Source organism: Amycolatopsis bartoniae, from assembly GCF_014191255.1.
In the GTDB taxonomy this organism is placed as follows: Bacteria; Actinomycetota; Actinomycetes; order Mycobacteriales; family Pseudonocardiaceae; genus Amycolatopsis_E; species Amycolatopsis_E bartoniae.
In genome coordinates this window covers 158,405-170,829 of the sequence record NZ_JACHWH010000008.1, presented here as the reverse complement: position 1 = coordinate 170,829, position 12,425 = coordinate 158,405, and the positions used below count along the sequence as shown (strand labels likewise).

The 12,425-nt window shown below is 72.0% G+C and carries 14 protein-coding genes; 7 read left to right on the top strand and 7 right to left on the bottom strand.

Annotated features, from left to right (window positions below):
• Both FHX82_RS29225 and FHX82_RS29220 read left to right on the top strand, forming a co-directional pair.
• On the top strand, positions 1–597 hold the full coding sequence (locus FHX82_RS29225; protein WP_145938876.1) for a hypothetical protein: 597 nt from the start codon (positions 1–3) through the stop codon (positions 595–597).
• A gap of 2 nt (positions 598–599) precedes the next feature.
• Positions 600–1,595 (top strand): C40 family peptidase, encoded by a 996-nt coding sequence (locus tag FHX82_RS29220; protein ID WP_145938877.1) that lies wholly within the window; start codon positions 600–602, stop codon positions 1,593–1,595.
• Between the two features lie 388 nt (positions 1,596–1,983).
• Here the strand turns inward: FHX82_RS29220 and FHX82_RS37890 are convergent, their stop codons facing one another.
• Both FHX82_RS37890 and FHX82_RS29210 read right to left on the bottom strand, forming a co-directional pair.
• A complete protein-coding gene (locus tag FHX82_RS37890; RefSeq protein WP_191303945.1) occupies positions 1,984–2,160 on the bottom strand; it encodes a hypothetical protein in 177 nt (58 codons plus the stop codon).
• A gap of 1,412 nt (positions 2,161–3,572) precedes the next feature.
• The gene (locus FHX82_RS29210; protein WP_229881562.1) at positions 3,573–5,306 is read right to left on the bottom strand and encodes an MFS transporter; all 1,734 of its coding nucleotides are present in this window, start codon (positions 5,304–5,306) and stop codon (positions 3,573–3,575) included.
• Between the two features lie 92 nt (positions 5,307–5,398).
• On the opposite strand from FHX82_RS29210, the gene FHX82_RS29205 reads away from it, so the two are divergent.
• On the top strand, positions 5,399–5,587 hold the full coding sequence (locus FHX82_RS29205) for a hypothetical protein (protein WP_145938900.1): 189 nt from the start codon (positions 5,399–5,401) through the stop codon (positions 5,585–5,587).
• Between the two features lie 4 nt (positions 5,588–5,591).
• On the opposite strand, the gene FHX82_RS29200 is transcribed toward FHX82_RS29205, so the two are convergent.
• Positions 5,592–6,200 (bottom strand): NADP-dependent oxidoreductase, encoded by a 609-nt coding sequence (locus tag FHX82_RS29200; protein WP_145938901.1) that lies wholly within the window; start codon positions 6,198–6,200, stop codon positions 5,592–5,594.
• Between the two features lie 84 nt (positions 6,201–6,284).
• Between FHX82_RS29200 and FHX82_RS29195 the strand changes: the two genes are divergently transcribed.
• Positions 6,285–6,839 (top strand): TetR/AcrR family transcriptional regulator, encoded by a 555-nt coding sequence (locus FHX82_RS29195; protein WP_145938902.1) that lies wholly within the window; start codon positions 6,285–6,287, stop codon positions 6,837–6,839.
• Positions 6,840–6,875: 36 nt separating this feature from the next.
• On the opposite strand, the gene FHX82_RS29190 is transcribed toward FHX82_RS29195, so the two are convergent.
• Positions 6,876–7,262, bottom strand: coding sequence for an SCO5389 family protein (locus FHX82_RS29190; RefSeq protein ID WP_145938903.1), 387 nt, complete (start codon positions 7,260–7,262; stop codon positions 6,876–6,878).
• A 13-nt stretch (positions 7,263–7,275) separates the two neighbouring features.
• Complete coding sequence (locus FHX82_RS29185) at positions 7,276–8,226, bottom strand: ATP-binding protein (protein ID WP_145938921.1); 951 nt, start codon at positions 8,224–8,226, stop codon at positions 7,276–7,278.
• Between the two features lie 116 nt (positions 8,227–8,342).
• Between FHX82_RS29185 and FHX82_RS29180 the strand changes: the two genes are divergently transcribed.
• The 3 genes from FHX82_RS29180 to FHX82_RS29170 are packed head-to-tail and all read left to right on the top strand — an operon-like array spanning position 8,343 to position 10,876.
• Complete coding sequence (locus FHX82_RS29180; RefSeq protein ID WP_145938904.1) at positions 8,343–9,746, top strand: RNB domain-containing ribonuclease; 1,404 nt, start codon at positions 8,343–8,345, stop codon at positions 9,744–9,746.
• A gap of 3 nt (positions 9,747–9,749) precedes the next feature.
• On the top strand, positions 9,750–10,115 hold the full coding sequence (locus tag FHX82_RS29175) for a DUF4326 domain-containing protein (RefSeq protein ID WP_145938905.1): 366 nt from the start codon (positions 9,750–9,752) through the stop codon (positions 10,113–10,115).
• The gene (locus FHX82_RS29170) at positions 10,112–10,876 is read left to right on the top strand and encodes a helical backbone metal receptor (protein ID WP_145938906.1); all 765 of its coding nucleotides are present in this window, start codon (positions 10,112–10,114) and stop codon (positions 10,874–10,876) included. The genes FHX82_RS29175 and FHX82_RS29170 overlap by 4 nt, the downstream gene beginning before the upstream one ends.
• Here FHX82_RS29170 and FHX82_RS29165 read toward each other — a convergent pair.
• Positions 10,860–11,585 carry a cache domain-containing protein gene (locus FHX82_RS29165; RefSeq protein WP_145938907.1) on the bottom strand — a complete coding sequence of 242 codons (726 nt, stop codon included), beginning with the start codon at positions 11,583–11,585 and terminating at the stop codon, positions 10,860–10,862. The genes FHX82_RS29170 and FHX82_RS29165 overlap by 17 nt on opposite strands.
• An 18-nt stretch (positions 11,586–11,603) precedes the next feature.
• Positions 11,604–12,344 carry a FadR/GntR family transcriptional regulator gene (locus FHX82_RS29160; RefSeq protein WP_145938908.1) on the bottom strand — a complete coding sequence of 247 codons (741 nt, stop codon included), beginning with the start codon at positions 12,342–12,344 and terminating at the stop codon, positions 11,604–11,606.
• Positions 12,345–12,425 lie beyond the last annotated feature (81 nt).

The following is a 12,425-nucleotide window of genomic DNA, read 5'->3' as shown; positions in this document are numbered from 1 at the left end:
ATGCCGATCAGGACGAATCGTGGGCGCGCCGCGGTCTACCGGCGCCTGTGGGGCTTTCCGCTGCGCTCGCCGCGGCACCTCGCGGGCACCGCGGTGGCCGTGCTGATCCTGATCATCGCGATCGGGATCGCCGTGCCGCAGCTGCTCGGGTCGCCCGCGGGCAGCAAGGTCACGCCCGCGCGCGTGCCCGATCCCGCGTCGTCGGCGGCAAAGGTGCCCGCGGGCACCACGTCGACGCCGATGTCCTCCCGGCTCACCGCGCCACTGCTGCAGCCGACGTCGGCGGCGCCGAACCCGGAGGCGCTCAACGTCGCGAAGCTGTGGGCGCAGGCGTGGGTCACGCACCCGGCGGGCATGACCAACGCGCAGTGGCTCGACGGGCTGCGGCCGTACACCACCGACGAGTACCTGCCACAGATGTCCACAGTGGACCCGGCGAACATCCCCGCGACCAGGCTGACCGGTGATCCCCGGGTCACCGAGTCCTACACGAGTTCCGTGCTCGTGCTCGTGCCCACCGACGGGCCGCAGCTGAGCATCACCGTCGCGCAGACCGCCGCGGGCTGGCGCGTGACCGGCTACGACCAGGCGAGCTGACGATGCGGCTCGGGGTGATCATCGGCGTGGTGGTCGCCGCGTTGTTCGCGGCGGTGTTCACCACGGGTGTCGTCGCGAAGGTGGTCACCGACCAGCAGGCCGCGCAGGCGCGGGTGCAGAACCTCAGCTGCGACGCGGCGATCGGCCCCACTGACGCGGGTGACGCGCAGACGGCGCAGGGGCAGGCCGACCGGCTCGACGCCACGCAGCGGGGGATCGTCGCGCAGATCATCGCGATCGGCAAGCAGCGCGGGCTGTCGCCGCGGGCGTGGCAGATCGCGATCCAGGCGGGCATGACCGAGTCCGGCCTGCGCAACCTCGCGTTCGGTGACCGCGACTCGCTGGGCATCTTCCAGATGCGCCCGTCGATGGGCTGGGGCACCGTCGGTCAGCTGCAGGACGTCACGTACGAGATCAACAAGTTCTACGACGTGCTGCTGTCGGTGCCGAACTGGGACGGGCAGCGGCCGGGCGACTCGGCGCAGGACGTGGAGCGCTCGGCGTTCCCCGACCGCTACCACCGCTGGGAGCCGATGGCGGCGAACCTGGTGCAGAACGTCGGCCAGGTCAGTGACGCGGTGGGCTGCGGGCAGAGCGTGGGGCTGGCGCTGCCGGCGAACGGGGCGGCGGCCTCGGCGATCGAGTTCGCGCTGGGGGAGCAGGGCAAGCCGTACGTGTGGGGCGCGACGGGCCCGGATTCGTACGACTGCTCGGGCCTGATGCTGCGGGCGTACGAGGCCGCGGGCATCACGCTCGACCGGGTGTCGAGGGACCAGTACCACGACGGCGCGATGCTGCCGGTGCGCAGTGCACAGCCCGGTGACCTGCTGTTCTGGGCGTACGACCCGTCTAACCCGAACACCATTCACCATGTGGCGATGTACCTGGGCGGTGGGAAGATAGTGGAGGCCCAGCAGACCGGCGTGCCGGTGCACGTCCGTTCGGTGTCGTTCGACGAGAACGAGCTCGTGCCGCAGGCCGTGCGGCCGGGTGTGTGAGAGGCGGAGAGGTTCTCGTGGCTAAGAAATTCGGGAAGCGGAAGACCGGGAAGGACCCGGCCGAGCTGTTCGGCGCGCCGGTTCCGCCGCCGCGCTCGGCCGCGCGTCCCGCGTCGAGCACCCCGCTGGCGGACTACCTGGCGCCCGGCTGGCCCGGGGTGGACGAGAACTACGTGGTGCTGCCGCGGTCGCTGGCTGAGGGCATGTCGTTGCCGTGGCAGCAGCAGATGTCGGCGATGCTGGCGCAGTTCCACCAGGCGCACGGGAACCTGTCGTGGCCGGTGTACCGGGTGGTGCCGTCGAGGTACGAGAACCTGGTCGACCTGGACGAGGAGCAACTCGCCGAGGCCGGCTACCTGGTGGAGATCGACGCCGACGGGGACATGGTCTATCGCGAGCGCAGCGGCCGGAAGGTGGAGGACCCGGAGCACACGCGCGTCCTGGTGTCGGTGCTGGACCCGATCCCGCCGCGCAGCACCGCCCGGAGGCAACCGGCGGACCCCGGCCAGCAGCGGGCGAGGGCGGTGCCGATGAACATCCCGCCCGCACCGGTGTGGCGCACCACGCCACCTCCTGCACCCCAGAGCGCAGCGACTCCCGACCCGGGGGCGACGGAGCAGGCGGTTCCCGGGACGGCGGAGTTCCGGGCTCCGGCCGCCCAGCCTCCGGCGGCTGAGTCCCCGGCGGCCCAGGCTGCGTCGGCTGAGGTCTCGGCCGCCCAGCCTCCGGTGGCTGAGGTCTCGGCCGCTCAGTCTCCGGTGGCTGAGGTCCCGACGGCCCAGGCTGCGTCGGCTGAGTCCCCGGCGGCCCAGTCCCGGCAGGCTGAGTCCCCGGCGGCCCAGGCTGCGTCGGCCCAGTCCTCGGCGGCTGAGTCTCCGGCGGCCCCGCCCGCGTACTCTCCGCCGCCCGCCGCCGAGGCCACGGGGCACTTCCAGCCCTCGGATGCCTCGCCTCTGCCGCCGGTCGCGCACTCCGAGCCTCCGGCGCCGGAAGCTCCCGGAGAGCCGGTCGCCCAGGCTCCGGCATTAGAAGCTCCGGCCGCGCAGCCCCACCCTCCGGCCGCCCCGGCTTCGGAAGGCCCACTCCAGCCCCCCGCCGAGGCCGCGGCGCAGCGACCGGTCACCCAGCCTCCGGCGGGGGAGGCCGAAGCCCAGCCACCGTTCATCCAGCCCCCCGCCGAGTCTGCAGCGCAGCCACCGTTCACCCAGCCTCCTGCCGCGGAGGCCGCAGCGCAGGCACCGTTCACCCAGCCCCCGGCCGGGGAGGCCGAAGCCCCTGCGCCGGAAACGCCGCACCCGCCCGCCGCTGCTGAGGGTGCCCCTCAGCTTCCGGCCACCTCGGCTCCGGAGACCGCACCTCAGCCCCCGACCACTCCCGCTCCGGAAGTCACCGTTTCTCAGCCACCGGCCGCCGCGGCTTCGGAAGCCGCATTCCAGGCCCCTGCCACCCCGGCTCCGGAGACCATTGCCCCCCAGCCTCCGGCTGCCCCGGCTCCGGAGGCCGCCCCCCAGGCACCGGCCGCCGCGGCTCAGGAAGCCACGCGCCAGCCACCGGCCGCCTGGGTGTCGGAGTCCCCACTCCAGCGACTGGCCGTTCCGAGCCCGGAGACCGCCCCCCAGCCCCCGGCTTCGGAGACCGCGCCGCAGCCCGCCGCCTCGGCCCCGGAAGCCGCGCAACCACCGGCCGCCGCGGCTCCCGAGACCGCACCTCACCCCCCGGCCCCGGAAGCCACCCCCCAGCCCCCCGCGCCGCCGCTGGCGCCCGCGCCGAAGCGGGTCGCCACGTGGACTCCGCCTCCGGCGCCCGACTGGACCAGCCGCCTCCAGCCCGAAACGCCCCCCACGCCCGCCGCCGAGGGGCCGTCCCGCGTGGAGTCCGCGCTGTCCGGCGAGGAGACCCCGCCCCGCGGGATTCCCGCCGCCGAGCGGGGGTGGTTCGACGAGTACCCGGAGGACGGCGAGCAGCCCCGGTTCGGTCCTACCGGGCAGCCGACGGAGCTTCCGTACCGCTACCGTCCCTGACCGGCTCCTCCGCCACGTACTTCCCGCCCCGCAGCCACGACGCGACGCCCGCCACCAGGCACGCCGCGATCGCGAACCCGAACGCCACCGTCAACCCCGTGGCGAACGGGCCCGAGATCAGGTCCGGGAAGAACTCGCGTCCGGTCAGGACGTCCACACGCGACTGCGGCAGCTGGTGCAGCACGCTCGGATCCAGCAGTGTCCCGAGCGGGTTGTAGCCCAGCAGCGACGCGAACAGCACCGCCACCGGTGGCAGCGCTCCCAGCGCACCCGCGCTCGACGCTGGAACCCCTTGCGCCACAAGGCCGTTCGTCAGCGTCGACGGCAGGTCCCGCGCGATACCCGTGATCATCAGGCTGAAGAAGATCCCGATCGACAGAACCATCGCCGAGTTCTGGAACGTCGTGCTGATCCCCGCGCCGACGCCCCGCCGGTGCGGCGGCAGAGCGTTCATGATCCCGGCGCGGTTGGGTGACGCGAACAGGCCCATGCCCAGCCCGTTGAGCAGCAGTGCCAACGCGAACTGCCAGTACGCGAAGTTCACCGGCAACAGCAACAGCCACAGGAAGCTCACCGCCGCGATGGCCATGCCACCCGTCGCGAACGGGCGCGCGCCGAACCGGTCGGACAGCCAGCCCGACAGCGGCCCGGCGACGAGGAACCCGACCGTCACGGGCAGCATGTAGATGCCCGCCCACAGTGGCGTCGACTCGAAGCTGTAACCGTGGCGCGGCAGCCAGATCCCCTGCAGCCAGATGATCAGGATGAACTGCAGCCCGCCGCGCCCGAGCGACGCCAGCAGGCTCGCCAGGTTGCCCGCCGTGAACGCGCGGATCCGGAACAGCCGCAGCCGGAACATCGGGTCCGGCACCTTCGTCTCGATCACGCAGAAGACGCCGAGCACCACCACGCCGCCGATGAGCATCGCGAGCACGAACGGGTTGGTCCAGCCCATGGTGTGCCCGGCGTAGGGCTGGATGCCGTAGGTGATCCCGACGAGCACCGCGATGAGCCCGACCGCGAACGTGAGGTTGCCCCACCAGTCGAGCCGCGCGGGGTTGCGCACGCCCGTGTCGTGCAGTTTCCAGTACGCCCACACCGTGCCGAACACCCCGATCGGCACCGACACCAGGAACACCGTGTGCCACTCGACCGGCCCCAGCAGCCCGCCCAGCACCAGCCCGATGAACGACCCGGCGATACCCGCGACCTGGTTGAGCCCCAGCGCCAGCCCGCGCTGCTCGACGGGGAACGCGTCGGTGATGATCGCCGTCGAGTTCGCCATCAGCAGCGCGCCGCCGACGCCCTGCAGGATCCGCATGACGATCAGCCACAGTGCACCCGCCGTCCCGTGCAGCCAGGTGACGGACAACAGGATCGAAAACACCGTGAACACGGCGAACCCGGCGTTGTACATCCGGACGCGGCCGTACATGTCACCGAGGCGGCCGAAGCTCACCACGAGCACCGCGGTCACCACGAGGTAACCCATGATCAGCCACAGCAGGAGACTCGTGTTGCCGGGCGCGAGCGGATCGATCCGGACACCGCGGAAGATGTCGGGCAGCGCGATCAACAGGATGGAGGAGTTGATCGTCGCGATCAGCACGCCCAGCGTCGTGTTGGACAACGCGATCCACTTGTACCGAGGGTTCCGCACCGCGATCGCGGCCCGAGCCTGCCGATCCACGCTCCACCACTTCCCCTAGTTGGTTACTCAACCTAACTAACCATAAACCGCACCGGCATGACAGCGGCCGGGGGAAATGCGAAGCTCGTGCCATGAAGGACGCGAACCCCGATCAGGGTTGGTACTACAACACGAAGACCGGCGAGGTGGAGCACCTCGAACGCTCCCGTTCGATCGACCTCCTCGGCCCGTACCCGGACGAGGCGACCGCCCGGCGGGCGCTCGACATCGCCCGGGAGCGGACCAAGAAGGCGGACGCCGAGGACGCCGACTGGAACTGAGTGCTCACGGGAGCAGGATCAGTTTCCCGGCCATGCCGTCGCCGTAGCTCGTGACCTTCGCGCCCAATGCGGCGAGGTCGCCCGCGTAGGTCTCGCCGGCGGTGGCGTACACCCGCGCGCCGCGGAGGAGGGCCATCTGCGTTGCGGCGTACCCGATCGTCGAGCCCGCACCGTGGATCAGGATGCTCTGGCCGGCGGTGAGACCGAAGAGGTCGAGCGTGTTGGCGGCGGTCATCACCGCCATCGGCAGGGCGGCCGCCTGAGTGAGGTCCAGCCCGTCGGGCACGAGTGCCCAGTGGTCCAGGACGGCCTGGTCGCCCGCGCCCGCCGTCGGCTGGCCCGCGTAGTCGGCGCTGCCCAGAACGCGGTCTCCCACAACGACATCGGTGACTCCTTCGCCGACGGCGTCGACGGTGCCGGACACGTCGAGGCCGATGCCGCGCGGCAGCGTGCCGGGCAACAGGCCCCGGCACAACGCCCAGTCCGCGGGGTTCAGGGCGACGGCGTGCACGGCCACGCGGACGCGTCCCGGGCCCGGTTCGGGTGCGGCGGCGTCCTCCAGGCGCAGCACGTCCGCGGGCTCGCCGTACTCGTGAAATCGGATGGTCCTCATGGGAAGGCCTCCTGCTCGTTGTGACAGTTCCTGACGCTACCACGGTAGCGACAGGAACTGTCACAACGAGGTAGGATCGGCGACATGCCCAGGAGCGGAGAGGAAGCGAGGCGTCGGCTGCAGGAGGCGGCGCTGGAGCTGTACCTGGACCGGGGCTACGACGCGACGACGACGGCCCAGATCGCCGAGCGGGCAGGCGTGACCGAGCGGACGTTCTTCCGGCACTTCGCCGACAAGCGGGAGGTGTTCTTCGAGGGCGAAGCGGGTCTGCGCGAGGCGCTCGTGACGGCGATCGCCGAGGCGCCTGCCGACCTTCCGCCGCTCGCCGTGCTGCGCGAGGCGTTTTCCGCGGTGCTGCCGATCATCGAGGGCAACCGGCCTCTCCTCGGGCCGCGGATCAAGGTCATCGCGGCCACGCCGCAGCTGCGGGAGCGCGAGCTGGCCAAGGTGGAGGCGCTGAACCACGCGATGGCCGACGCCCTGCGGGAACGCGGTCTGTCCGAGTCGCTGGCGCTGCTGGCGGCGAAGGTCGGCATGGCGGCGTTCGAGCGCGCCGCGCGGGAGTGGCGGGCGGACCCGTCGCGGGACCCGCACGCGTTGATAGCGCAGTCCTTCGCCGAGGTCCACAGCCTGGGCTGAACGCCCCCGGCCGCCGTCGCGACCGGGGGCAGAACCTCAGCAGTCCCGCAGTTCCGGGCTCTGGTTGCGCAGCTGCCCGGCGGGCGAGATGAACTCCCGGTAGGCATCGCTGTCCACGGCGGCCGGGCGGAAGGCCGCGACGCGGTGGCAGTTCTGGAACGCCAGCTTCATCCCGAAGTGCCGCTCCAGCCCGCCGCGGATCGCGTCCGACGCCAGCGCCCGCAGTAGCTGGCCGCGCTCGGCCTCGCTCGGCGGCGGCGTCGCGTGGTCGGCGAAGTCGGTGCCGTCCAGGCCCGCGGCGACCTCGCTGATGATCTGCCACGCGTACGGCAGCGAGTCGCGCACGCACGCGACGAACTCCGCGTCCGTCACCTCGCCCGATTCGGCTCGCTCCAGCAGGGCGGCGGGTACGTCCAGGGACAACGGTTTCTCCTTCTCACTCGGTTACCCCGGCCAGCGGGCCGGGGACGAACTCGGGGTCGACCTGCTCCGCCAGGTCCGCCCCAGCCCACGAACGGGCGTTGCGCAGGTGGAACTCCACCGCCTGCCGGTGGTACCGCACCCAGTCGCGCTCGCACGAGTCCACAGTGGACAAGATGTGAGCCAGCGCCGTCAGGTTGTGCTCCTCCAGCGCGGTGACCGGGCGGGCGCGGCCGCGCTCCGCCGCGCGGACGTGGCCCGAGCCGGTGAGCCAGCACAGCAGGTCGTCGCCGAGCTCGTCACGCAGGAACGCCACGTCCTCCTCGTCGGCGACCTTGTTGCCCACCACCGCGAGCCGCACGCCGAAGTCGCGCGCGTAGTCGGCGTACTGCCGGTACACGCCGACGCTGCGGCGCGTCGGTTCGCACACCAGGAACGTCACGTCGAAGCGGGTGAACAGCCCGGACGCGAAGGCGTCGGCGCCCGCGGTCATGTCCATCACGACGTACTCGCCGCGCTCGTCCACCAGGTGGTTGAGCAGCAGCTCGGCCGCGCCGACCTTCGAGTGGTAGCAGGCGACGCCCAGGTCGTCCTCGGTGAACCGCCCGGTGACGCCGAGGCGCACGCCGCCGACCTCCCGGAAGCACGTGTCCAGCACGGGGTTGCTCTCGAACGGCCGGACCAGCCGTGAACCGCGCCCCGGCGGGGTGGTCTTGATCATCGCGTCCGCGCTCGCGATCCGCGGGTTGTCGCCGCGCAGGTAGTCCTTGATCAGCGGCAGGTGCTCGCCGAGCGTCGGCAGCGCGGCGGCCTCCTCCTCGCTCGCGCCGAGCGCGACGGCCAGGTGCTGGTTGATGTCCGCGTCGATGGCGAGCACGGGCTTGCCGGACGCGGCGAGGTAGGCGGCGAACAGGGAGGTCAGCGTGGTCTTCCCGCTGCCGCCCTTGCCGACGAAGGCGACCTTCACGGCGAACTCCATTTCGAAAACGATAGTGGTTTTCAGTATCAGGAGCGCAAGATACACCCGGGTGGCCCAATCACGAACGAGGGATCAACACCCGTTCCGGGGGTTAGGGTGGGAACGTGCCTCGCTCGGCGGTCGGCCCACCTTCGGCGGACGGGGGCTTCGGTCACCTGCGCGCCGAGTTCGACCTGCCGGAGTCCTTTCCGGCCGACGTGCTCGCCGAAGCCGAGGCCGTCGATCCCGACGACGCCGGGCGCGAGGACGCCACCGCGCTCCCGTTCGTGACCATCGACCCGCCGGGCGCCAAGGACCTGGACCAGGCCATGGTGCTCAGCCGCCGCGGGAACGGATTCCGGGTGCACTACGCGATCGCGGACGTCGGCGCGTTCGTCACCCCCGGCGGCCCGGTCGACCGCGAGGCGCGCCGGCGCGGCCAGACGATCTACCTGCCGGACGGGGCGGTCCCGCTGCACCCGCCCGTGCTGTCCGAAGGCGCCACGAGCCTGCTGCCCGGGGAGGTCCGGGCCGCGGTGCTGTGGACGGTCGACCTGGACTCGCGCGGCGAGCCGACCGCGACCCGGGTGCGGCGCGCGTTCGTGCGGTCGGTCGAGCAGTTCGACTACGAGACCGTCCAAGCGGCACTGGAGACGGGCACCGCGCACCCGTCGGTCACCGCGTTGCCGGAGCTGGGCAGGCTGCGGCGGCAGCTGGCGGTCGAGCGCGGCGCCGTCGAGCTGCAGCTGCCCGAGCCGATCGTCACCGGGGACGTGGGCGCCTGGCAGCTGGGCACGCGCCCACGCAACGACGTGGAGGCGTGGAACGCGGAGATCTCGCTGCTGACCGGGATGGCGGCCGCGTCGATCATGATCGAGGCCGGGATCGGCGTCCTGCGCACGCTGCCCGATCCGGATGAGGCCTCCATCGCCTGGTTACGCCGCTCCGCGCAGGCGCTCGGCATCGACTGGCCCGAAGGGAAGGGCGTGGCCGAGCTGCTCGCCGGGCTGGATCCGAAGCGCCCGGAGTCGATGGCGCTCTACACGTGCACGACGCGCCTGCTGCGTGGCGCCGGTTACACCTCGTTCGCCGGAGGGCTTCCGCCGTCGACCGCGCACGCGGGCATCGGCGCGCCGTACGCGCACGTGACCGCGCCGATCCGGCGGCTCGTGGACCGCTTCGCCGCCGAGGTGTGCCTGGCGGTGACCGCCGGCCGACCGGTGCCGGACTGGGTCCGTGCCGCGTTGCCCGAGCTGCCGGTATTGATGAGCTCCTCGGACGGCCTGGCCTCGCGCGTCGAGCGGGCGTGCATCGACCAGGTCGAGGCGTGGCTGCTGGCCGAGCGGATCGGCGGTACGTTCGAGGCGGTGGTGCTGCGGGCGGAGGAGGCCCGCGCGGAGATCCTGGTGGAGGACCCGCCGGTGACGGGCCGGTGCGCCGGCGCGAACCTGCCGGAGGGCGAGCGGATTCCCGTGCGGCTGACGGCCGTGGACGTGACGAAGCGCAAGGTGTCGTTCGAACGGGCGTGAACAGTGGACAAGTGGACCGATGCGGAACGCGAGCTGGCCGAACGGGTGGCGGCCGGGCACGCGGTGCTGGTGAACGTACGCAAGTCCGGGCCGCACAAGCACCTCGTGCCGTGGCTCGTCGAACGCGACCTGATCACCTACATCGGCCACGCCGGGCCGCGGCACTCGTGGCCCGAGTCCGACTTCGCGAACCCGTTCGTGCGTGAGGCGAAGACCGACCGCGAGGCGATGGTCCGGCATTACCGCGAGTACCTCGACGGCCGGCCGGACCTGCTCGCGCGGCTGGACGAGCTGAAGGGCCGCGCGCTCGGCTGCTGGTGCGCGCCGCAGCCGTGCCACGGCGACGTCCTGCTGGAGCGGCTGGCATGACGCTGTTCGACGACCTCGGCGAGGACGTGCCGCTGCGCGGGGTGCCGCGGCGGGTGGTGTCGCTCGTGCCGTCGTTGACGGAGGCGGTGGCGACGACCGTGCCGGGAGCGCTCGCGGGCGCGACGGACTACTGCACGCATCCGTCCGATTTGGACGTACCGCGCGTGGGCGGCTCGAAGTACCCGAAGCTGGACAGGGTGTTCGACCTGCGGCCGGACCTCGTGCTGGCGAACTCGGAGGAGAACCGCCCGGAGGACGTGGAACGCCTGCGGGCCAACGGTTTCCCCGTGTGGGTCATGGCGGCGCCCGCGACCGTGCCGCACGCGCTCGCCTCCCTGCGGCGGCTGCTGACGCAGGTGTTCGAGGCGGCCGAACCACGCTGGCTCGTCGAGGCCGAGGAGCTGTGGCGGGAGACGAGGCCGGTCCGGCGGCGGGCGGTGGTGCCGGTCTGGCGCAAACCGTGGGTGATCCTCGGCCGGGACACCTTCGGTGGCGACGTGCTGCACAGGCTCGGAGTGTGCACTGTGTACGGTGAGCACGAGGACCGGTATCCCCGCCCGAAGCTGGACGAGCTGCGTTCGTGGTTCGCCGACGGCACGGCGGACCTGCTGGTCCTGCCCGACGAGCCGTACGAGTTCACCGCCGAGGACGGCCCGGAAGCCTTCCCGGACGTGCCTTACGTGCTGGTGTCCGGGCGGTATCTGACCTGGTACGGGCCCTCACTGGTGGCCGCGCACGCCGAGCTCAGCGCGGTGTTGTGACCAGCAGCGCGATCGGGGAGTCGCCGCAGCGGCGCAACGTCGTGCCGTCGGACTGGAGCGCGTTCGCGCCCGAAGCCCACCACGCCGGGATGTCCGGGTCTCGCACGAGCGAGCCGGTGGCCTGCCGCGCGTTGTTCGACGCGATCACCCGGCTCTGCGCGTTGACCAGCGCGGCGCGCCCGCCGAGCGTGCGCAGCCGGGGCAGCAACGTTCGTTCGAGCTCGCGCACCACGACGTCCGCGCCGACGACACCGGCGAAGCGCCCGTCACGCCGCACCGGGATCGTGAAGGTCAGTGTGTACGTGTCGGTGCACAGGTAGTCGACGTACGGGCCGGTGATGTGGCGGCGGCCGGTGTCGCGGGGCACGGTGAACCACGACTGGCGCGTGTAGTCCAGGAAGCGCTCGCTGTTCGGGTCCAGGCTGATGAACAGCTGCGTCGGCGTCCCGTCCGCGGTGGTGGTCCACCACTCGAAGCCGAACCGCTGGTCGGCGAGCGTGTCCGGCGCGGCGATGAACCCGGCGCCGACGACGATGCCGCCGAGCCCCCGCTCGATCCGCGGCCGCAGCCGGTCCAGGTCGGTGGCGTGGACCTCCGGCTGGTCCAGGATGGTCTCGGCCGTCGCGACGATCGGCTTCAGCCGCTCGAAGACAGCCTCGACGAGTCCGGACACCTCTTCGACGATCTCGTCGCCAGTCAACGCGTTCACGCCCCTTGTTCTCGCGGCTCACGAGCCGAGCAGGTCCAGGTGCAGCTCTGCCAGCCGGTCGACGGTGTTCAGGATGTGTTCCTCGGTGAGCTTGCGTGCCAGGTCCCCGTCGGCCTGGCCGATCGCCGCGGTGATCGCGCGGTGTTCGGTGCAGGCGGTGTCGTCCGGGTCGTGCCCGAGCGGCAGCCAGAGGAGTGCGCCCTGCTCACTTTGCAGCCACACCTCCTGCTGGGTCAATCGTGGGGACTGCGACGCCGCCGCCACCTCCAGGTGAAACTGGCGCTCGGCGCGGGATGCCGCGGCGCCCGTGGCGCCGCGGAGGTCCTCGGCGGCCAGTTCGAGCCGCGTCAGGTCCTCAGTGGAGCTTCGCTCGGCGGCCAGCCGCGCGGCCGTGCCCGCGATGGCGACGTAGTGGTCGCCGATGTCGCGCAGCTCGCTCAGCGACACCTCCCGCAGGCGTTCGCGCCACGTCGTCGCGTGCCTGCTCTCGTCCCGCGGCGCGCGCACGAAGCTGCCGCCGCCGCGCCCGCGCCGGGTTTCGAGCAGCCCCTGCTGCCGCAGCGCCATGAGCGCTTCCCGGACGGTCACCGTGGAGACGCCGAACTGCCCGGCGAGCTCGGCCTCGCTGGGCAGCTGCTCCTCGTCCGCCAGCAGACCGAGGGTGATCGCGTCGACGAGGCGCCGGGTCACCGCTTCGACCCTTCCGGTCTGGTCCAGCGGCGCGAACAGCACTGATCTCGCGCTGGGTGACTTGCGCATCGCGCTCCTTGCGTCTTTCGGGTGCCGCCGGGTTTCAATCCTGCCTCACCATCTTGTCATATGAAATATGGTCTTATATGT